The sequence below is a fragment of the Corynebacterium vitaeruminis DSM 20294 genome, assembly GCF_000550805.1.
Classification (GTDB): domain Bacteria; phylum Actinomycetota; class Actinomycetes; order Mycobacteriales; family Mycobacteriaceae; genus Corynebacterium; species Corynebacterium vitaeruminis.
Genome location: NZ_CP004353.1, coordinates 2,686,210 through 2,706,951 on the forward strand (window position 1 = coordinate 2,686,210; position 20,742 = coordinate 2,706,951).

A 20,742-nucleotide genomic window follows, 5' to 3' on the forward strand; every position below is an offset into this window, starting at 1 on the left:
CAGCTGGGGTCCGGGCGCTTGTGCCGTAGGCGTCGATAAGCGATGCGAAACTACAAGACGGTCGTGTCGCTATCGGTGACGGTGACGTCGACGTCGGCCTGGTTCGTGGTCGGCGCCGGGTCGGGACCTGCGAGGTTGATGCCGAAGAAGGTGTCGAGGCCCTTCACGTTGAACTGCGTGCTCGTGTAGGTGGAGTTGTTGCTCGTGTTCCAGTGCGAGACGATGAGGTCCATGTTGTCGATCGTCGAGCCGGGCACGATGTAGCCGCCGTAGAGCTGCGTGAAGTTGTTCGGGGACTGGGCCGATCCCCAGCCGCCGGTGCCCGCGACGACCACGTAGGCCGGCGCGATCTCGTTCCAGTCGCGGGCGATTTCGTCGGAGATGCGCACCTCGATCGCCATGGTCGCGGCGTTGAACATGACGTGGACCCAGTGGCCCTGGATGTAGCGCAGGCACATCTCGCCCGCGCTGACGTTGGTCCTAAGGATCGCGGTCCCTTCGTTGCTCCAGACGCCGGTGGTGGGATCGTAGATCTCCCACTTGGTGCGGTCGCCGATGTCCTCGATGCGGAAGCGCGACAGGTACACCGGGTCCTTGCGCTTGAACTCGGAGGAGGTGACGTAGATGTAGCCGTCGGGGCCGCGGTCCCAGGAGATAAGGTTGCCTTTCCCCTTCATGTACGAGGTCGAGGTCTTGCCCTCCGACTGCCAGGTCATCCCGTAGTCGGCGGAGGAGAAGATCTCGGTGGACAGCACGTTGCCGATGCCCTTGTTCCACATGCCCTGCATGTAGAGGGTGCCGTCGATGTTGATGATGTCCGAGGGGATGAGGGTGAGCCCGTCGGTGTGCGCGTAGTCGATGAGCTGCTGCACCTCCGCGCCGTCGTTGAGCGGGCGGGTGATGGTGATCGAGCCGTCGGCGCCCATCTGCGCAACGACCCCCACGGGGCTCATCCACGTACCACCGAGCCTCTCCGCGGTAAAGGAATCGCCGAAGACGATGGCGAACTCCTCGCCCGCGCCCACCGGCGCCATGACACCCAGGTCCGCGCCGACGAGGCCGATTTGGCCCGTCTGCGCGCGGCCCACGATGTCGCCGATGAGGGTGACGTCGAGGCCCTCGGAGATCGCGCGAATCTGCTGGCCGATGGGGTCGGAGTTGTTCACGAGCGAGGATCCGGAGCTTCCCGAGAGGTTTGAGGATCCGGAGGACTGGGCGTGGGCGGGGACGGTCGCAAAGGTCGCTGACGCGGTAAGCGTTGCGGCGACGGCGAGGCGCGCGAGGCGGGTCTTAAGCATGAGGAGGGGATTTTCTTCAGGTTGTTATTGGGGTTGGGCCGTTGTTAAAGATAATGGAATCGCCACCCGTCAATAACGCGAGCGGCGTTTTTACCCCCTCCGCTTGTCGACGCCTTCGGCGCCGTAGGCGTCGGAAAGCATGAAAAAGCTCCCCTGCCTGTAACGGCGAGGGGAGCGAAAGTCGTTGCAACGACTACATCGGGGCGATCGTGTGCTTCTTCTCCAGGTCCTTTTCCTGCTTGTCAGAGAGCTGGCGCAGCGCCTGGCGCAGCATGAGGCGGGTCTGGTTCGGCTCGATGATGGCATCGAGGTACCCGCGCTCGGCGGCGACGTACGGGCTGGTCATGTTCTCGTCGTAGAAGTCCATGAAGACCTTCTTCATGTAATTGCGCTGGGCCTCGTCCTCGATCTTGGCCAGCTGCTTGCCCTGGATCATGACCACGGCGGCGGACGCGCCCATGACGGCGATCTGCGCGGTAGGCCACGCGAGATTGATGTCGCCAGTCAGGTTCTTCGAGCCCATGACCGCGTACGCTCCGCCGTAGGCCTTGCGCACGATGAGCGAGACCTTCGGCACGGTCGCCTCGACGAGCGCAAACGCGAGCTTGGCGCCGCGGTGGATGAGTCCCACCTGCTCCTGCTGCACGCCGGGCAGGTAGCCGGGGGTGTCCACGACGAAGATGAGCGGGATGTTGTAGGCGTCGCAGATGCGGATGAAGCGCGCGGCCTTGTCGGCGGCGTCGGCGTCGATGCAGCCCGCAAACTCCAATGGCTGGTTGGCCACGATGCCTACGCTGCGGCCGTCGACGCGGGAGAACGCAGTGATGATGTTCGACGCGTAGTTCGGCTGGATCTCTTGGACATCATCGTTGTCGAAGAGCTTGTTGAGCAGATCGTGCATGTCGTAGCCGGCGTTGGTGTCGTCCGGCATGAAGGTGTCGAGCGTTTCGTCGACTGCTACCGCTTCGTCCGCTGGCGCCCAGTATTCGGGGACGGGATCGTTGCAGGTCAGCGGCAAGCGATCGAGAAGATCATGCACCCAGTTGAAGGCATCCTCCTCGTCGCGGGCGACATAGGAGACGTTTCCGTTGAGCTCCTGCTGGCGGGCGCCGCCAAGTTCGGCGGAGGTGATCTCCTCGCCGGTGACCTCCTTGATCACGGCGGGGCCGGTGACGTACATCTCGGCCTCGCCGTCGACGGCGATGACGAAGTCGGTGGTCACGGGCGCGTAGACCGCACCACCCGCGGACTTGCCCATCATGATGGAGATCTGCGGGCTGCGGCCGGACAGCGGAAGCTGGCGGCGGGCGATCTCGGAGTACATGGCCAGAGACGTCACGGCGTCCTGGATGCGGGCGCCGCCGGAGTCCTGGATGCCGATGACCGGGCAGCCGATCTTGATGGCCATGTCCATGACCTCGCACACCTTGCGGCCGAAGGTCTCGCCGACGGAGCCGCCGTAGACGGTCTTGTCGTGGGCGTAGATGGCCACGGGGCGGCCGTCGATGCGGCCGTAGCCGGTGACCACGCCGTCGGAGTACGGCGCGTCCTTGTCGTCCGGGGTGCGGCCCAGCGCACCGATCTCCACGAACGAGCCCTTATCCAACAGCCTGTTGATGCGCTGGCGCGGGGTGGTGCGTCCGGCCTCGTCGCGCTTGGCGCGAGCGCGCTCGCTGCCCGGGTCCTGCGCCTTTTCCAAGCGTGCGCGAAGATCCGCCAGCTTCTCGGCGGTGGTATTCAGGCTCACTGTGGTTTCCTGCCTTGCTTTCCTAATTCTTGATGGTGCTGCTTTCGCGCAAGCACTAGGGGTGTTACTTGCTCAGCTCGGCGATGCGCTTGCTGAGCGCCACGCCCACCTTGCCGATCTCCGGCTCGTCGACGACCGCGAGGTGATCTCCCTTGAGGTGAATGATGTCCAACTCGTCTACGATACTCGACCAGCCGCCATCCTCCGCAATCTCAGCGTACGCCGGCTCCAGCTCGATGGCGCCGTCGTGCATGCGCTCCGCACGGAAGAGCATGACGGGCACGTCCACGTCCGCCCAGCGCTGCATGTCCATGCGGTCCAGAATGCGGTTGTCCACGAAGGAGGCGCGCTGGTGCTCGAGGACACCCGCGGACAGGCCGTGCTCGGAGGCGTCGGTGTTGGCCAAGAACTCGGCCATCATCGTCAGCAGCGCGTCCTCGCCCGCGGTCTCCAGCAGTTCGTAGGGCACCGGGAAGTCGAGGCCGTAGGTCTTCTTGGCGAAGGTGGAGTAGCGCTCCCAGCGCTTCTTGGTCTCCTCCATTGTGTCCGGTGCCGGGTTCTTCGGCGAGACGGTGTCCAGCAGCGCAATGGTGGCGACCTTCACGCCGGTGTTCTTCACCGCAAGCTGGTGGGCGACCTCGTAGGCGAGCGCGCCGCCGAAGCTCCAGCCGCCGAGGATGACCGGGAGGCCGTCGGAGTACTGCTTGATCTCGTCGAGGTAGTGGGCTGCGCGGTCCTCGAGCGAGCCCTCGAGGCGCTCGACGCCGTAGACCGGGACCTCGGCGGGAAGTCGTCGCATGAGCGGCTGGTAGACCACCGAGGAACCGCCCGCCGGGTGGAACATGAACACCGCGGGCGCGGTGGATCCCTCCGGGCGCGCCCGGAGCACGCGGATGTTGCCCTCGACCTCGGTCTCGAGCCCCTCGCGCACAATGTTGGCCAGCGGCTCGAGGGTCTCGGCCTCGAGCACCTGCTTCGTGGTCACTGTGGCGCCGGAGCGCTCGGTGAGCCGCTCGGCGATCTGGGTGGCGGTGGCCTCGTCGATGGACGGCAGCTCGCTGGTCACGCCAGCCGCTGCGGCGCCGGTGATGCCCGCCCAGGTGGCGAACACGAGGCGCTCGGAGGCGTCGCGCGGGGCAACACCCACGCCCTTGGCGCCCTCGTGAGCATAAGCAGGCGCTGCAGCAGAATCAGGCTCAGCGGAAACAGGCTCATCCGCAACAGATTCATCGGCAACAGGTTCCTCGGCGGCTGCCTCGGCCTCAACGGCCACCGGCGCCGCCCCCCGCTGCGCGACGAGATCCTCGACGAGCTTCACAGCGTCGGCGACAGACGCGTCGCGCAGCGCCTGCACCTGCAGCTCCGGGATGTCGAAGTCGTGCTCGATGCGGTTCTTGATACGCATGCCCATGAGCGAGTCTAGGCCCAGGTCGATGAGCGGCAGCTCGGCGGGCAGGTCCTCGACGTCGTAGCCCATCGCCTCGGAGACGATGGTGCGCATGCGCTGCTCGACCGTCTCGCCGCTGGTGGGATCCCACTTGAAGGTCTCCTCGCCGACGAAGTCCGACGGTGCCTCGTCCGCCGTGGCCGTGCCCGCAGCGGACTCCGGGGAGGCGATGACCGGCGCGCCCACGTTGAGGCCCGCCTTCACGGCGAAGCCCTCGGCGACGAGCACGCTGGCCTCGTCCATGACGCGGTGCACGGTCACCGACAGGCCGCCGACGTTCTTGCTTACGACGGTGGTCAGCTCGCCGGTCGGCGGCAGCGTGCCGCGCTCCTCGACGGCGATGAGTGAGGCGTCCGGGTTGACCGCCGCCACGGCGGCCTCGATGAGCGCCACCGGCGACGGGACCAGCTCGGCGCTGACGGAAAAGGCGACGCTGCCGTCGGGCAGGACGACCTTCGCGCCCGGCATCTCGGTGGTGCCGCCGCTCGACGGGCGCGCGGCGGTCCAGTAGCGCTGCTTCTTCCACGGCATGTGCGGCGCGGCGAGCATCTCGCCGTCGCCGTAGAGCTTGGAGAAGTCGATCGGGGCGCCCGCGACGTACATCTTGGCCAAAAGGTCGCGCAGGGACTCGCCCGCCGGGACCTTGCGCTTCAGCGAGAACAGCAGCTGTGCATCAGGCTTGCCGACGCTAAAGGCGGTGTTCATCATGCCCATGAGCGCGACTGGGTTCGGGGAGATCTCCACCATCATGGTGTGCCCGGCGGCAAAGGCCTGCTCGGTGGCGTCCTGGAACCACACCGACTGGCGGGTGCAGGTCAGCCAGTAGTCCTCGTCGTGGACGACGGAACCCGGCTGGTAGACCGCGCCGCGGTGGACGGAGCTAAACAGCGTGGTGTGCAGCGGGCGGGCTTCGATGCCCGCAATCTCGCCGGCGAGCTCGCCGAGCAGCGGCTCGACGGCGCTGGTGTGGCCCGCGCCCTTGACGTTGAGCAGGCGGGCGAACTTGTTCTCGGCCTCGAGCTTCTCGACGAGCTTGACCACGGCCTCGCGCGGCCCGCCGACGGTGGTCATGCCGGGGGCGGCGTAGACGGCCGGCTCGATGCCCGCGAACTCGGGGTTCTCGGCGATGAAGGTGTCGAGCGCCTCGACGGAGAACTCCACCACGGCCATGGCGCCGAGCTGGTCCTCTGGCAGGGACTTCTCGCCCTCGCCCATGAGGCGGGAGCGGTGGCAGGCGATGAGCATGGCGTCCTTGTCGGACAGGCCGCCTGCGGCATACGCCGCGGCGATCTCGCCCATGGACATGCCCATGACACCCGCGGGCTTCGCGCCGAAGCTGGCGAGCAGGTCGGTGAGCGCGATCTGGATGGCGGTGATCGCCACCTGCGCGGTCTCGGTGTCGTAGGTCTGCTCGTCGTCGGCGACGAGATCCATGATCGACCATCCGGACTCGAAGTCGACGATCTCGTCGAGCTCCTCGAGGCGGGCCCTGAACTGCGGCGACAGCGCGACCAGGTCCTTGACCATCTTGCGGTGCTGCGAGCCGAAGCCGGAGTAGACGAAGACCGGGCCCATGGCGCTGGGCGAATCGGCGGCGGCGATGCCCACCGAGACCTTGCCGTCGGCCACCTGGCGCAGGCGCTTGACGGCGTCGGCGACGGTGTCGGCGAGCACGACCGCGCGGGAGCGGCCGTGGTTGCGCTTCGCCAGCGAGCGCGCGAGCGGCACGAGGTCGGCGTCGTCACGCCCCTCGAGGAAGTCGGCGACGGCGGCGGCCGCCTGCCGACGCCTCGACGGCAGCAGACCCGAGACCGGCAGCGCGACGGCGTTGCCGTCGGCAAGCTGCGCCTCGACGGGGCTGCCCGCCTCGTACTCGGAAGGATCGAAGGAGGAGAGCACGACGTGGGCGTTGGTGCCGCCGAAGCCGAAGCCGGACACGCCCGCGATCTTCTTGCCGGAGTACTCCGGCCACTCGCGCGGGTCCTCGATGACCTCGATGTGCTCGGCGTCGAAGTCGACGTAGCGGTTGGGGGCGGTGAAGTTCAGCGACGGCGGGAGCACGTCGTTCTTGATGGCCAGCACGGTCTTGATGAGACCGGCCGCGCCGGCGGCGGACTCGGTGTGTCCGAAGTTGGTCTTGGCGGAGCCCAGCAGGGTCGGGGCGTCGTTGCTGCGGCCGCGGCCGAGCACGGCGCCGATGGCGGTGGCCTCGATCGGGTCGCCCAGGATGGTGCCGGTGCCGTGGGCCTCGACGTAGTCGACGGATGCCGGGTCAACGCCCGCGTCGGCGTAGGCGCGCTGGAGCACGTCGACTTGCGCGTCCGGGTTCGGGGCCGTAAGCCCGTTGGAGTGGCCATCGGAGTTGACGGCAGAGCCCTTGATCACGGCGAGGATGTTGTCGCCGTCGCGCACGGCGTCGTCGACGCGCTTGAGCACGAGCACGCCCGCGCCGTCGGAGCGCACGAAGCCGTCGGCGTCGTCGGAGAAGGCGTGGATCTTGCCCGTGGGGCTGAACACGCCGAGCTCGCCGAAGGCGGTGGACACGAACGGGGAGGCCAGGATGTTCACGCCGCCAGCGATGGCGACGTCGGCCGCGCCCTCGCGGAGGGCGCGCGCGGCCTGGTGGGTGGACACGAGCGAGGAGGAGCAGGCGGTGTCGACGTTGACCGACGGGCCGCGGAAGTCAAAGGCGTAGGAGACGCGGTTGGCGATGATCGAGCTCGCCGTGCCGGTCAGCGCGTACGGGTGCGCCTCGGCTGTGTCGGCGGAGATGAGCATGCCGTAGTCGTTGTTGGAGGAGCCGATGAACACGCCCACCGGGGCGCCGCGCAGGTCGCTCGGGGCGATGTGGGCATTCTCGAGGGCCTCCCACGTCAGCTCCAGGATGATGCGCTGCTGCGGGTCGATGTTGACGGCCTCTAGCGGGGATAGCCCGAAGAACTCGGCGTCGAAGGAGGCGATGTCATCGAGGTAGCCGCCGGTGAGGTTCTGCTCGGCCATGCGCTTTTGCATGACCTCGTCGCCCGCGTACTCCGACCAGCGCCCGATCGGCAGCGGGCCGACGCCGTCGCGGCCCTCGACGAGCATGGACCACATCTCGTCCACGTCGTTGGCGCCGGGGTACTTGGCCGCCATGCCCACCACGGCGATGTCGTGGGTGCCCGGCGACTGCGTCAGCGCCGTGGGGTTGAAAGCCGTAGGCGTCGATACGCGAGAAACGGATTCGCCTTCCACGAGGCGCTTGGAGAGCGCGGCGATGGTCGGGTACTCGTAGGCGATCGTCGCGTCGAGCTGGGTGCCGAGGAGGTTTTCCAGCTCGCCGGAGAGGATGACGACGTCGCGGGAGGACAAGCCGAAGGACTGCATCGGTTTGTCGTCGGTAATCTCCTCAGCCGGGAGGCCGGTTGTCTTAATAACCCAGTCGCGCAGCCACGTGCGCAGCTCGTCGACTGTCATGGCCTGGCTGCCGGCAGCGGCAACGTGCTTTTCTTGCATCGGAGATTTTTCCCTCTATCTCGGCTCTACGTTGACCCGCGCCGCGGTTTTGACGCCTGACGCGCAAAGTTAACGATTTAGAACATAAGTCCGTCTATTCTATATCGCCACAATGGTCACAATCGTTTCACGGGATTCGCCACACATTACTCCCAGAAACTTTTTATCTTTTCCACTGACAAATTCTATTTCGCCCCGGTCCGCACTCGTTCCACCGGGGGAGCATGTCGCGGCAGATTCTAGGTTTGCTTTTCGCTTATCGACGCCAAGGCCACCCGCTCGTAGTCCCCGATCGCGGTGGCGGCCTGGTTGATCGCCGTGGCCACCCACGCGGTGAGCTGGGCATCGCTCGCCCCGGCGGGTAAAAGAATGACCACCTCCACGGCCGCGGCGACCGCCGTGGGGGTGTCGATCGACCCCTCGTAGAACAGGTGGGTCGAGCACAGCCGGTTGACGCTGGCGAAGCGGTTGCACCACGCCATGACCTCGGGTTTCTTCTCCAGCGCGAGGAAGGTCGTGGGGTAGGCCGTGACCACGAGCGCGTGCGTGGCGATCCCGGCACCCACGCTTATTCGCGCCCCCTTGTACTTGACCGCGAGCATCTGCTGCTCCTCGTTGGCCAGCGCCTGGAAGCCGAGCCTGTCGACGGCCGCGCGGACGCGGTCAAAGTCGACCTCGCGCACGTGGTCACTCATGGTTTTCCCCCGTTAGCGTGGGACTCGACGAGCTCGGGGAACCGGGCCGCGAGCATGCCCGCGGCCGCGGCGTGCAGCTGGATCTGGGTGTCCAGCAGCGCCACCAGCTGCGGGGTGGAAAGCCCCCCGGCAATGGGGTGGTCGCTTTTGAGGGTGAGGACGTACCCGGAACCGGTGTCTTGAAAGGTAAACGCGGGCGCGATGAGGTGGGAGTTGCGCTCGGCGACGAAGTCCGCGAGCTCCGCCCGGCGCGAGGCGGGGATCTCGTAGCGCCAGCGGGAGGTGGACATAAACAGCAGGTCGCTGACGGTGAGGTACAGGGAAAAGTCGGAGTAGGGAACCACCACTCCCCCGGCCTCCGTCTGACTGAACGTGAAGTTTCCGCGCGTGAGAATCTCTGCGACCCTGGCCATCGTGATCGGGGTGGTCATGCGCGCCCTCCTTCCGGTCGTGCTCCGCTTCGGGCATCACCTCGACTCTATAGCTAGGTGGTCACCTCGCGCCTGCGAACTCCCCACACGCCCACGCCCGCGAGCGCGAGCCCCAAGAGGGAGAGCACCACCGCGTGGGCCACGTGCGCGTTCTCCAGCGTGTAGGTCATGCTAAACGGCGAGTAGTCCACCAGCCACGAGGGCAGGGAGAAGATCTCGCCGAACGCGGTGACGAACGCGGAGGCCACCACCGGCGCCCACGCCCACAGCGACCACCTCGGCCACAGCCCCACCAGCGCCGCGGCCAGCCCGACGAAGAAGGCGCCTGGGCCGAACAGGCTCAGGGTCACTTTGGCAAGCACGTCGTACAGGTCGCCCAGGTGGGTGGACAGCCCGATGGCCCCGCCGAGGAAGAGCCCGACCAGGAGGAGGATAAACGCCGCGAAGACCACGATGAGTTCCTCGAGCAAGGGGCTGTGCCTCGGCCTGCCCGTCGAGCGGACGATCTCGACGATGCCGGCCTGCTCGAGCCTGCGGTGGGTGAGCACGAGCTGCACCACGGCCACGGCGACGAGGATGGAGGTAAACGTGGTCATGTAGATGAGGAAGTTGGTGATGAGATCGCCCTCGGGGAGGAGGTCGACGAAGACCTGGCCCGCGTGGTCGTCGGACTCGATCATCTCCTTGATGCTCGCCGACAGCGAGACCATGAACGCCTCGATGGCGGTGACCACCACCAGCCACGTCCACACCTGTCCCCTGCTCACCCGCCACAGGATGCCGGGCACCGTGCGGAAAGCGCGCGCCTCGGTCGATTCCGCGTGCCTGCGCTCGCGCACGAGGCTTGCGCCGAAGGGCCGAAGGCCGTCGACAAGCACGAGCAAGGCGGCGACGACGCCGCACGCGCCGCACAACAGAAGCCCCTTGCGCCAGTCGTTGTCGTTGTAGGGGTCTATGACGGATTTCCATCCGAGGGGGCTGAGCCAGTTGAGCCAGCCGTGGTTGCCGGTGCCAGCGCTGTCCGCGTAGGCGCGCACGACGTAGTTGAGCCCCAGCGAGGACATGCCGATGCGCCCCGGCGAGGAATGCCCGCCCGCGAAGAGCTGGAAAACCCCCGCCAGCAGCACGGAGCCGAAGGTCGACAGCCAGACCATCCAGGAGAAGTACGCCGCACCGGTCCAGTCGAACTCGTCGAAGAAGTAGACCTGGACGCCTAGTGACAAGAAGGTGAGCACCGCCAGCGCGCCGGTGAGTACGAAGCTGGAGACGAGCGCCGCGATGATCGGCGTCCTGCGGCGCATGCCGCCCGCGCGGACCAGCTCGAGGCGGCCGTCGTTCTCCCACGTGCGGTAGCTTGCCGAGTAGTGCAGCACCGCCATGACCGCGCCGAGGAGCACGACCCACATGGCCATCTCCCAGTTGATGACCTGCCCCAGCGTGCCGGGTTCCTCGAGGGTGCCGTAGAGGGCGCGGGTGGCCTTGTTCGAGCGCATGCTGGCGACCAAGACCTGCCGGTCCGAGACCTCCGGGTAGTAGTCGAAGTAAGACCACGGAAAGATCGAGACCGCGAGCGTGAGGCACAGAAGCCAGACGAGGTTGACGCGGCGGCGGGCCCGGAGGTGGAAGGCCGCGAGTGCGGACACGGAGCGCAGCATCGCTTAGCCTCTCTCGCCGGGTGCGGATTGGTAGTGCGCGACGAAGGTCTCCTCGAGGCTCTCGGTCTGGCAGCTAAAGTCCGTGGCGCCGAGGTCGACGAGCGCCTTGAGCAGCGCGGGGACCTCGTCGCGCGGGACGGCGCGTTCGATGCGCTCGCCGTGGCGGGTCCACTCCCCCAGCTCGGCGGGCGGCTCTTGTGCGAGCCGGACGGCGACCTTCTCCGCGCTGAGCCTCGCGATGCGCTCCATCGTGTCAGACTCGATGGCACGGCCGTCCTTGATGAGCGTCACGCTGTCGCAGAGCTTCTCGACCTGGCTCATGATGTGGCTCGACAGCAGGACGGTCACGCCGCTGCTGCGCATCCGGTGCACCTCGTCGACGAAGACCTGCTCCATCAGCGGGTCGAGACCCGCCGTAGGCTCGTCGAGAAGCAGCAGCTCGGCAGGCGCGGACAGCGCGGCGACGAGCATGACCTTGCGCCGATTGCCGGTGGAGTACTCCTTGACCCGCTTGCCGGTGTTGAGCTCGAAGACGTCGATGAGCTCGCGCTCGCGGGCGCGGTCGCTCGGGGTGCCGCGCATGCGCTCCAGCACGCGCAAGGTTTCCGCGCCGGTGAGTGTGGGCCACAGCGACACGTCGCCGGGCACGTACGCCGTGCGCGCCAGCACCCTGGGCTTTCGCCACGGGTCGCTGCCGAGCACGCGCACAGTGCCGCGGGCGGGCTTGAGCAGCCCCAGCAGCGTGCGGATCGTGGTGGACTTGCCGGAGCCGTTGGGACCGAGGAAGCCGTGGATGCTTCCCGTGTCGACGAGGAGCTCGAAGTCGTCGAGGACGGTGGTCTTTCCGTAGGCGACGGTGAGCTCCTGTACCTCGATGGCGCGCGATTCGCTCATGAGCGGCCTTTCATAAGTAGTTCGTTAACCATCATGGTATGGCCTTCCACGCGGGCAGGAGGTGGCAGTGAGAAAAGCAATACCCCCGCTCCCCCTCGGCGAGAGGGAAGGCGGGGGTATGCGAAGAAGGCGCCGGAAGCTTACTGCTCCAGGTAGCGCTTCTTGGCCACGCGGCGGGCGATCTTGCCGGAGGAGGAACGCGCGATCTCGTCGGGGTTCATGATCCGGATGTCGCTCGGCACCACGCCGTGGGCCTCGGAGACCGCGGCGCGGATGGCCTCGACGGCGGCGGCGTCGCCCGAGGGATCCTTGTCCAGGTCGCGCTCGGCGAGAATGATGAGCTTCTCCACGTCGTCACCCTCGACGGCGAAGGCGGCCACGCACGCCGGGCGGACCTGCGCGGAGGCGTGATCGACGGTGAACTCGATGTCCTGCGGGTAGTGGTTGCGGCCAGCAATGATGATGAGGTCCTTCAGGCGGCCGGTGATGTAGACCTCGTCGTCGATGATGACGGCGAGGTCGCCGGAGGCCATCCAGCGGTCGTCGTCTGGGGCGCCCTCGGCGCGGGAGTTCTCCGGCAGGCGGCCAGCCAGGGTGTTGCGGAAGGTCTCCGCGGTGTCCTCCGGGCGGTCGAGGTAGCCCGCGGCGGTGTTCTCGCCGTGGGTCCACAGCTCGCCGATCTGGCCGTCGGGAAGCTCCTGCTTGGTCTCCGGGTCGACGATGACCAGCTGCTGCGGGCGCACGACCTGGCCGCAGGAGGCAATGGCCACGGTGTTCGGGCCCTTCTCCACGATGACGGCGCGGCCGGCGGCCAGCTCCTCGCGGTCGAAGTGGGAGATCAGCGGGCGGTTCGGGGTCTGCGGGGTGGTCACCAGCAGGGAGGCCTCGGCCAGACCGTAGGACGGGCGGACCGCCTCGGTACGCAGGCCGTACTTGGAGAACACCTCGAGGAAGCCCTCGACTGCCTTCTCGGTAACCGGCTCGGAGCCGACGATGAGGCCCTCGATGGCGCTCAGGTCGAGGGTCTCGCCCTCGGCCGGGACGGCGTAGCGGGCGGCGAGCTCGAGCGCGAAGTTGGGCACCACGGTGTAGGTGTTCACGTCGGTCTCGCGGCGGTTGAGCTGGTCGATCCAGCGGGAGGGCTGCTGGATGAAGTCGCGCGGGGCCATCATCTCGAACTCGAGGCCGATGATCGTGATGAAGGCGGCCAGGATGATGCCCATGTCGTGGTGCAGCGGCAGCCAGGAGACCAGGCGCAGGGGGGTCTTGAGCTGAACCGCGGTGAAGATCTGCAGGACGTTGGTGACGATCGAGCGGTTGGTCAGGATGACACCCGCCGGGATGCGGGTGGAACCGGAGGTGTACTGCAGGAACGCGGGCAGGTCCACCGGCATGGACTGGGACTTGGCCAGCATGACCTGGGCTGCCTCGGTGGTCAGCGGGTTGACGAAGCTCGCCGCCAGCGAGTCCGGCAACGAGTCCACGGACAGGATGCGCGGGCGCTCGCGGGAGGGGACGTCGGCGAAGAACTTGCGCACCGAGCCCGCGGAGCGGGAGTTGGTGAGCACGACCTTCGGGTTGGAGTCGCCGATGACGGCCTTCAGGTGGTCGGCGTGGCCGGGCTCGTTCGGGTCGTACAGCGGGATCGGGACCATGCCCGCGTACAGGGTGCCCAGGAAGCTGTACAGGTACTCCGGGGAGTTGTTGGCCAGGATCACCGCGCGGTCGCCGATGGTGCCGACCTGCTGCAGGCGGGCCGCCACGGATTTGATGCGGGTGTTGACCTGCTGGCGGGTGAAGTCGACCGGGGTGCCCTCGCGGGACTCGGAGAAGTCCCAGAAGCGCAGGGTGTGGCGGTCCGCGCCGCCCTGCATGGCGTCTGCCTGGTAGAGGACCTCACACAGCCCTGCGAGAGTCAGCTCCGGCTTGAGGGTGATGTTCCCCTTCTCGTCAAAGAATTGGCTCATGACCGCATGTAAATCCATTTTTCTCCTTATTTGTTGGCGATTTGTTGGCGGGCGTCCCGCAAGGCTTCGGTAGGCAAGGCGAAGGAAACTCCGTGCACCCTCGCGGCGCGGGCCGCAGGCCGCGGGCGACGACGCTGGTCATCGTTTCCGGTTACTACATCGTAGGTTTTGTACAGTGTATTACTTCCCGCACAAAACTACTTAATTTTCTTTTGCAACAGACGGCAACAATTCTAACACCGCCCCTGAAATGAGGGGATGGAAAAAGGGCCGCGAACTGCGCCTCCGTAGAAAAAGGAATGCGCGTCCGCGACCCTTGGCCGTCGGCAAGCGAAAAGCAAGAACGCCTAGGAGTTGATGAGCCCCTCGGCCCAGCCAACGATCCAGTCCGAGGCGGTCGAGCCGGGGACGACGTTGGGGTTGGTCGCGTAGAGCGAGTGCGCCACGTTCGGCTGCACCAGCTGCTGCGCGCGGGCGATCGCGTTGCCCACGTCCTGCGGCGCGTCGCAGATGGAATCGTCCGGCGCGCACAGCTCGAAGACCTTGTCGTTGAGCGTGCCGAAGCCGCTGCTGCGCGCGCCACGCATGGTCGCGCCCGGCACGACCGCCTGAACGACGAGGTCGAGCGGCTGAAGTGCGATCTCCGCGCCGACACCGGCGACGAGGTTGCCGACATTCTGGCCCACACCAGCCTGTCGGCGGCCGTCTGCGACGAGGGCGACACCCCTCACGCGTTCGGCCGGGATGACTCCCGTCCCCGTTCCGATCTGATTGGCCACGTCACCAGCGATCACGGCGCCCTGCGAGAATCCCGTGAGGATGAAGTCCGTCAGCGGGCACTCCGCATGCGTGGCGGTGAGCTCGGCGTTGAGGGTGTTGGTTCCCTCGGTGCGCGAGTCGTCGTAGGTCATCTCGGCCATCGAGTTGATGTTGCGGAACTGAGCCGTGTACGGCAGCGTCCACACCTTCACCTGGTCAGCGGAGTAGGCCTGCTGCAGCGGGCGCGTGATCGTGAGCATGTAGGAGTTGGGGTTCGCGGTCGGATTGACCGGATCGTCATCCGCCTTCGACTCCCACGTTCCCGGTGCCGCCACGACCTCCACGCTGGGGCACCAGTCAGGCTGCGCGGGCGACTGCGCCGCGCTCTGCTCCGTGCCCGAGCCCCCAGAGGAGCCGCTGCGCGAACTGACCCACCGACCGATCCCCGTGAGGATCAACACCAGCACGAGGATGGTCGCGATGACCGTGAGGAATTTTTTCATGTTCTCTAGCAGTACGCGCTTTTCGCCGCGGATTCAATCGTGGAAACGACCTGATCGAAGGCCGCGGTGCTACGCCCCTGCTGGATGAGCTGGCCGGCGATCGCCTGAATGGTGGCGGGCGTCAACTGATCATTCTGGCCCTGGCACACGACTCCCGCGGCACCGAGCATCTGGTCCTCGACGCCCGCGATGTTGATGCCGTCGGCGGTCAGCTTGTCCAGGTACGCCTTCTCCTTGTCCGTGCGGTTGTCGGAGGCCTGCGGGATCGCGGAGATCTGCTGCCCCTGATCGAGGTTCGGCTCGCTGGACTGCGCAGACGCGCTCGCGGAACCCGACTGCGAGCTCGACGAGGCCTGGGAGCTGGCCGAGGTGCTCGAGCTCGCCGACGCGGTCGCGGAGCGGGTCAACGGCGCGATCGAGGAAGGCTCGTTCGACACCGTGGCCCCGCCGCAGGCAGCCAGCAGGGAGGAGGCTGCAAGAAGCACTCCCGCTGCTGCCGCTTGTCGACGCCTTCGGCTTGCACTCTGAAGGTTAAGACGCATTACTTCTTCTCTTCCTTGACCTGGCCTGCCACGACGCTGATGGTTCCGTGCTGGAAGTTGATGCTGCCGTTAGCATCGCTCTGGTCGGAGGTCGGGTAGCCGTACTCGCCCTGCTCGTAGCCCTTCGCGCCCCAGGCGTCGAAGACCTGGCCCTTGTAGATGACGTGTGCGCCGGTGGAGGCGGACCAGTAGATGTTGCCGTTCTCGAAGGCCTGGTAGGCGCCGCCGTTTATGAGCACCTCGTTGCCGACCGGGTAGCCGAGCGCGGAGTTCGCGGTGCCCAGCTCGCCGTACTTCTTGGCGATCTCGCCGCGGACCCAGTAGTCCTTGTTGTCTGCGGTGCGCGCGACGTAGCCGCCCTGGAACTGCTGCACCAGGCCGCCGTTGATGGCAACGGCCTCGGCGACCGGGTAGCCCAGGGAGCCGTTCTCCCAGCTCAGCTCGCCCCAGGCGTCGACGATGTCGGCCGGGACGGCCACGGCGCCGAGGGTGGGGGTCCAGTAGATGTTGCCGTGCTCGAAGGCAACGAAGCGGCCGCCGTTGACAAGGCCACGCTCCTCGGAGGTCGGGTAGCCGAGCCAAGAGGTCTCGCTGCCCATCTCGGCGTACTTGGCGCCGATGCGGCCGTAGACGGTGTGCGCGCCGGTGGCCTGCGACCACATGACGCGGCCGCCGACGAAGTCCTCTGCCTTGCCGCCGGTGACGTCGTACTCGTTGTTCACGCAGGTACCGAGGATCTCGGACTGCGCGGTGGCCAGGGTGGCGATGTCGCCGACCGGCAGGCAGTCCGCGCCGCGGTCGTCCTCGGACAGGCCGAGTGCGTCGGCGGTCTGCGACCAGGACTGTGCCATCTCGAACTGCCAGTACGGCCAGTTGTGCACACCGGTCGGGCGGAACACGGAGGTCACCGGGACGCCAGCGCGGTTGGCCACGTCGACGAAGGTCTGGGTGGTCATGCGCGAGATGACCTCGAGGCCCACGCCCGCGTAGTTGGCCGGGCCGGTGGCGACCGAGCCGGGCTGGCCGTAGTCGTCCTGGCCGGAGCCAGCGGAGACGTAGACGGACACGCCCTCGAGGTTCTTCACGCCGGTCTTCGGGTCGTGGTCGATCCAGTCCTGGGAGCCGAGCGCGCCCCACATGGCGGTGGCGTCGTATCCACCAGCGTCGGCCTGGGCGGCCTGGATGGCGTTCGGCATGCCGGGCGAGGTGGTGTCGAGGTAGCCGGAGTAGGAACCGACGAACTTGAACTGGCTCGGGTGGCGCTCGGCCAGGTTGATGGCGGCGGTACCGCCCATGGACAAGCCGATGACGGCGCGGTCGTCGTTGGTGCGGAAGCCCTCGCGCAGGACCGGGATCATCTCGTTCATGAGGAAGGATTCCCACATGTAGTGCTTGCCGTTGTCTTCCTTCTGCCAGTCGGAGTAGAAGGAGGACTCGCCGCCGACGGGCAGGATCACGTTGACGTTCTTGTCGGCGTAGAACTGCTCGATGTTGGTGTTGATGGTCCAGCCGTTCTCGTCGTCCTGCGCGCGCAGGCCGTCGAGCATCCACACGGACGGGAAGGTGCGGGACGGGTTGCTGGCCCAGTCGCGGGCGAGCAGGACCTGAACCTGGATCGGGTCGCCGGGCATCGCGGCGGACTTGATGTAGATGGCGATGCGGCGGTTGGTCAGCCACTCGACGCGGTCGACGCTCACACCGTCCGGCAAACCCTGAACGACGGGGTGCTCGGTAGACAGCGGGGTGCGCTTGGTACCGGGGTTGTCGAGGTAGTCGGTCGACCCGGCGATGATGCCCTGCAGAGAGGAGCTCTGCGCGCTAGCGACGGCCGGCATGATGGCCGCGCCGAGGGCGAGGGAGGTGGGCACGGTGATCGCGGCGATCCAGAGGGAACCACGCTTCTTCATTCGGGATGCGGTGTCGCGCATGAAAGAACATCCTTTGATTTTTCTGGAGGAAAGAAAACTATTCGTTGATTACTAATCGCCGACGCTTCTTCCACTCTCCGAGGGTTCCCCTCCCCCGGCACAGCAGATATCCGCATTGGAGTAGTAGCCAGCGGCACCGTCCGAAGTCGGCCCCGCGATTTCGCCCGGCGTCTGCGGCGGCCTGTAATACAAGCGTGTGGGCACTATGTTCACAGAGAACGCCGAGACAAGACGGATTTAAGTTTAAGTTGAACTTTAGACTTTTGGAAGTGACACTCCGCAACTCACGTATAAGAATGTCGCTCTAGCGAACATATCGCCACTTGCGTCACAACTATTACATTTCGCCGTGGGAAGGGGTGAACCCTTCCCACGCGAACAGGGCCTTCCCACGCATACAGGCCCGTTACAGGTACATGAAAGGCGCCGCCCACCGGGTTAGGGTAAGCGGCGCCGCAGGTCGTGGGCAGCCCTAGCGGCTTACCACGCGTTCATCACGTTGACCCGAGTTAGGTCAGATTAGTGCCGAAATTAGGGTTGGAGGATTTTGGTGACGATGGCTTGGGTGTCAGCGGGTAGCGGTGTCGCGGCGTGGATGGCGCGGCCGGCGACGGTGAGTTCGAAACTCCGGTACTTTTTCAAGGTTCTCACGAGTCGTTTGATGGTTTCCCCTGTGGCGTTTTCCATCATTTTGCTGATCGCGAGTGCAGCCATCACGATGTTGAGGTGAGCGTTGATGGAGTCGTGCTTGCGCGCGTATATCGGCCTGGCCTGGAGGTCTGATTTTGCCATCCGAAACGACCGCTCAATGTTGAGCAGTCGACGGTACATCCCCAACACATCAGAAGCAGACATGCTGGTCAGGGTGGTTTCGTATCCTTTGATTCCTGCTAGCTGCCGGTGTTTGGCAGCGAGTGTGAAGTTGACTTGTTTGTTCGGGGCTTTCAAATCAACGTAGCGATTGCGTTTGATGGCTACCTCACCGTTGACAGCACGCTTGGCTTTGGCGAGCTGCTCGTCGATCCCACGGACGGTTCGCCTAGCTCGATCAAACGAGTAGTGATAATGCGTCACCGAGTTCGGGGTACCGCTTTGACGTCCGTCGGAAAACGACGGCTGTGACCAGATCTGCCCGTGGGTGTACTCCAGTCCGGGATGTTGACGTACCCAGGAGGCAATAACCTCAGGCACGTTGGGCACTTTGGTGGACAAAATATAGTCCAGACCAGCATCGATAATCGCTTGCTTGTTACCAGCAGAAAACATGCCCGCATCAGCGACGACAGTGACCTCGTTTAAGTTGTAGGCCTGCTGGAAAGCTCGAATCATCGGCAGCATCGTGTGCGTTTCTGCTTTGTTGCCTTCGAACGCCCCAATATGCAGTGGAAAACCGGTTTGGTCGGCGAGCAACCCGACCAAGATTTGGGGTTCGACTCGCCGTTCTTTGGAGTACCCAGATTTGCGAAGATCATCCGGGGTGTCAGTTTCGAAATACAAGGTCGTGACATCGTAGAGAATGAAACTTCCCCGACCAACACCTGCGTGACGAGCCAAGCACTGGGACAGGATTTCCCGGAAATCATCCGTCGCGTACCCGGGTAGTCGGCGTTGGATCGTTTTGTAGCTTGCCGACGCAACACCTACTTCCGCAAGAGTTTCAATCGAGTCCAATTTCGATCCGGGTTGGATAATCCGAGCCCTGACTAGATCCAAAAACACCTGATCGTCACCGGTTGCAACATCCAAACCAAGCCGCTGGTAACACGCGTCAATACAGTCAAGTAGATACCCGGCCTTCTGCCCCGTCACCGGGAGTGGATTGTCCTTCGAACCGGATCCGCCTAGGGCTGTGCCCAAGCCCCCTAAGGGGAGATCTAAGACCAGCTGGTCCCCGTCGATGATGCGCTGCGCTTGAGCCTTTAACAACGACAATTCATGCTCATCGTGAGCTGATCCGACATGCCGCAGCGTCTTTTTGCCCGCATGCTCACCAAAAACAACTTGCACAGCGGTAGCCCCAGAAGCAGTCTTCACAGTACGGACATAGGGACTCATAAAAGATCACACTAACAGCTACCCCCACGACCGCACCCTTAGTGCCGAAAAACCACCACCAACCAACACAAACCACCAGGTCAACACGTCAAGGACTAATATGTCACACCAAAATGACCTAAGTCAGGTAAGAATGTCGCTCTAGCGAACATATCGCCACTTGCGTCACAACTATTACATTTCGCCGTGGGAAGGGGTGAACCCTTCCCACGCGAACAGGGCCTTCCCACGCATACAGGCCCGTTACAGGTACATGAAAGGCGCCGCCCACCGGGTTAGGGTAAGCGGCGCCGCAGGTCGTGGGCAGCCCTAGCGGCTTACCACGCGTTCATCACGTTGAGGACCTGATCGTGGGTCTTGTTGAGCTGGTAGCCCCACTGCAGCCAGTTGTGCAGGCCGGTGATCGGGTAGTCGACGGTCGGGTTGATGCCGGACACGCGCGCCTTCAGCTCCCACTGGACGGTGGTGAAGCGGGAGAAGGACTCGAGGACTGCACCGTTGATGACGTCGCCCAGGTTGTAGGCGGCGAAGTCGGCCGGGGCGGCCAGGCCGTTACCGGCGGAGATGTAGACATCCTTGCCGCGCAGGCCGTCCATGTTCCAGAACGGGTCGTTGGCGAAGCGGTCCGGGCTGATGATGGTGCCGTACATCGCGTTGATGTTGAAGCCGCCGACGTCAAGCATGGCCAGACGCAGCAGGGTCTGCATGCCCGGCATGGTCATGTTGAGGTAGCCGGACCACGACATGGCCTGCTTGAACTGCTCCGGGTGGCGGGCGGCCAGGTTCAGTGCGGCGGTGCCGCCCATGGACAGGCCAGCGATGGAGTTGTTGGTCGGGTCAATACCGAAGTTTGCCTGCAGGTACGCGGGCAGCTCGGAGGTCAGGAAGGTCTCCCACTTGTAGTTGACCGAGTCCGAGGAGTAGGTCGCGGGCGCAATCCAGTCGGAGTAGAAGGAGGCCGCGCCGCCCACCGGCATAACCAGGGTGATGTTGCTTCCGTCGTAGACGGCCGGGGCGTTGACGTCCTTGGTCCACGCGCTGGCCTCGTTGGTGGCGCGCATGCCGTCGAGCAGGTAGAAGGCCGCGTTGCCGCCGCGTGCGGCGGGCTTGATCTGAACGGTGATGTTCTGACCCATGGACGGCGACCACACCTCACAACGCTGAACGCCGTAGCCGACGGCGTCATCGACACAGCCGGCGCCGAGCGCCGATGCCGAACCCGCCCCCACGACCATGAGGGATGCTGCGGCAGCCACAGCGGTGATGGATGCAGCTACTTTCTTGCTTGCGTTCCTGAGTCGGGCCACAAAACTCATGTTTCTCCTC

General features: G+C 65.4%; 12 protein-coding genes and 2 pseudogenes. All 14 read right to left on the bottom strand.

Annotation, left to right across the window (positions count from 1 at the left end; genetic code table 11):
• Positions 1-50: 50 nt before the first annotated feature.
• The 14 genes and pseudogenes from B843_RS12150 to B843_RS12210 all read right to left on the bottom strand — a co-directional run bounded on the left by B843_RS12150 (position 51) and on the right by B843_RS12210 (position 20,732).
• A complete protein-coding gene (locus B843_RS12150; RefSeq protein ID WP_025253765.1) occupies positions 51-1,298 on the bottom strand; it encodes a DUF4185 domain-containing protein in 1,248 nt (415 codons plus the stop codon).
• 193 nt (positions 1,299-1,491) lie between these two features.
• Positions 1,492-3,045 carry an acyl-CoA carboxylase subunit beta gene (locus tag B843_RS12155; protein WP_025253766.1) on the bottom strand — a complete coding sequence of 518 codons (1,554 nt, stop codon included), beginning with the start codon at positions 3,043-3,045 and terminating at the stop codon, positions 1,492-1,494.
• Positions 3,046-3,109: 64 nt separating this feature from the next.
• Positions 3,110-4,207: pseudogene (locus B843_RS14305) on the bottom strand (alpha/beta fold hydrolase); the annotation flags it as partial.
• A 125-nt stretch (positions 4,208-4,332) separates the two neighbouring features.
• A pseudogene (locus B843_RS12160) lies at positions 4,333-7,987 on the bottom strand (beta-ketoacyl synthase N-terminal-like domain-containing protein); the annotation flags it as partial.
• A gap of 239 nt (positions 7,988-8,226) precedes the next feature.
• On the bottom strand, positions 8,227-8,682 hold the full coding sequence (locus tag B843_RS12165) for a YbjN domain-containing protein (protein WP_025253768.1): 456 nt from the start codon (positions 8,680-8,682) through the stop codon (positions 8,227-8,229).
• Positions 8,679-9,113, bottom strand: a complete 435-nt coding sequence (locus B843_RS12170; protein ID WP_025253769.1) for a YbjN domain-containing protein — start codon at positions 9,111-9,113, stop codon at positions 8,679-8,681. Before B843_RS12170 ends, B843_RS12165 begins: the two co-directional genes overlap by 4 nt.
• Positions 9,114-9,166: 53 nt before the next feature.
• Positions 9,167-10,756 carry a hypothetical protein gene (locus B843_RS12175; RefSeq protein WP_155895163.1) on the bottom strand — a complete coding sequence of 530 codons (1,590 nt, stop codon included), beginning with the start codon at positions 10,754-10,756 and terminating at the stop codon, positions 9,167-9,169.
• A 15-nt stretch (positions 10,757-10,771) separates the two neighbouring features.
• The gene (locus B843_RS12180) at positions 10,772-11,662 is read right to left on the bottom strand and encodes an ABC transporter ATP-binding protein (protein ID WP_025253771.1); all 891 of its coding nucleotides are present in this window, start codon (positions 11,660-11,662) and stop codon (positions 10,772-10,774) included.
• Between the two features lie 140 nt (positions 11,663-11,802).
• On the bottom strand, positions 11,803-13,647 hold the full coding sequence (locus tag B843_RS12185) for a FadD32-like long-chain-fatty-acid--AMP ligase (RefSeq protein ID WP_025253772.1): 1,845 nt from the start codon (positions 13,645-13,647) through the stop codon (positions 11,803-11,805).
• 329 nt (positions 13,648-13,976) lie between these two features.
• The gene (locus B843_RS12190; protein ID WP_025253773.1) at positions 13,977-14,891 is read right to left on the bottom strand and encodes a cutinase family protein; all 915 of its coding nucleotides are present in this window, start codon (positions 14,889-14,891) and stop codon (positions 13,977-13,979) included.
• 5 nt (positions 14,892-14,896) lie between these two features.
• Positions 14,897-15,433, bottom strand: coding sequence for a DUF732 domain-containing protein (locus B843_RS12195; RefSeq protein WP_244877333.1), 537 nt, complete (start codon positions 15,431-15,433; stop codon positions 14,897-14,899).
• Entirely contained in the window at positions 15,433-17,361 is a 1,929-nt protein-coding gene (locus tag B843_RS12200; RefSeq protein WP_025253775.1) for an alpha/beta hydrolase-fold protein, read from the bottom strand. Before B843_RS12200 ends, B843_RS12195 begins: the two co-directional genes overlap by 1 nt.
• 531 nt (positions 17,362-17,892) lie before the next feature.
• Positions 17,893-19,416, bottom strand: coding sequence for an IS1634 family transposase (locus B843_RS12205; protein ID WP_025251850.1), 1,524 nt, complete (start codon positions 19,414-19,416; stop codon positions 17,893-17,895).
• Positions 19,417-19,733: 317 nt separating this feature from the next.
• The gene (locus tag B843_RS12210; RefSeq protein ID WP_025253776.1) at positions 19,734-20,732 is read right to left on the bottom strand and encodes an alpha/beta hydrolase; all 999 of its coding nucleotides are present in this window, start codon (positions 20,730-20,732) and stop codon (positions 19,734-19,736) included.
• Positions 20,733-20,742: the final 10 nt, after the last annotated feature.

Excerpts from the sequence above, each read along its gene's own strand:
- B843_RS12190 (WP_025253773.1), bottom strand. The coding sequence starts at position 14,891 with ATGAAAAAATTCCTCACGGTCATCGCGACCATCCTCGTGCTGGTGTTG.
- B843_RS12170 (WP_025253769.1), bottom strand. The coding sequence starts at position 9,113 with ATGACCACCCCGATCACGATGGCCAGGGTCGCAGAGATTCTCACGCGC.
- B843_RS12165 (WP_025253768.1), bottom strand. The coding sequence starts at position 8,682 with ATGAGTGACCACGTGCGCGAGGTCGACTTTGACCGCGTCCGCGCGGCC.
- B843_RS12195 (WP_244877333.1), bottom strand. The coding sequence starts at position 15,433 with ATGCGTCTTAACCTTCAGAGTGCAAGCCGAAGGCGTCGACAAGCGGCA.
- B843_RS12200 (WP_025253775.1), bottom strand. The coding sequence starts at position 17,361 with ATGCGCGACACCGCATCCCGAATGAAGAAGCGTGGTTCCCTCTGGATC.
- B843_RS12205 (WP_025251850.1), bottom strand. The coding sequence starts at position 19,416 with ATGAGTCCCTATGTCCGTACTGTGAAGACTGCTTCTGGGGCTACCGCT.
- B843_RS12185 (WP_025253772.1), bottom strand. The coding sequence starts at position 13,647 with ATGGATTTACATGCGGTCATGAGCCAATTCTTTGACGAGAAGGGGAAC.
- B843_RS12150 (WP_025253765.1), bottom strand. The coding sequence starts at position 1,298 with ATGCTTAAGACCCGCCTCGCGCGCCTCGCCGTCGCCGCAACGCTTACC.
- B843_RS12210 (WP_025253776.1), bottom strand. The coding sequence starts at position 20,732 with ATGAGTTTTGTGGCCCGACTCAGGAACGCAAGCAAGAAAGTAGCTGCA.
- B843_RS12180 (WP_025253771.1), bottom strand. The coding sequence starts at position 11,662 with ATGAGCGAATCGCGCGCCATCGAGGTACAGGAGCTCACCGTCGCCTAC.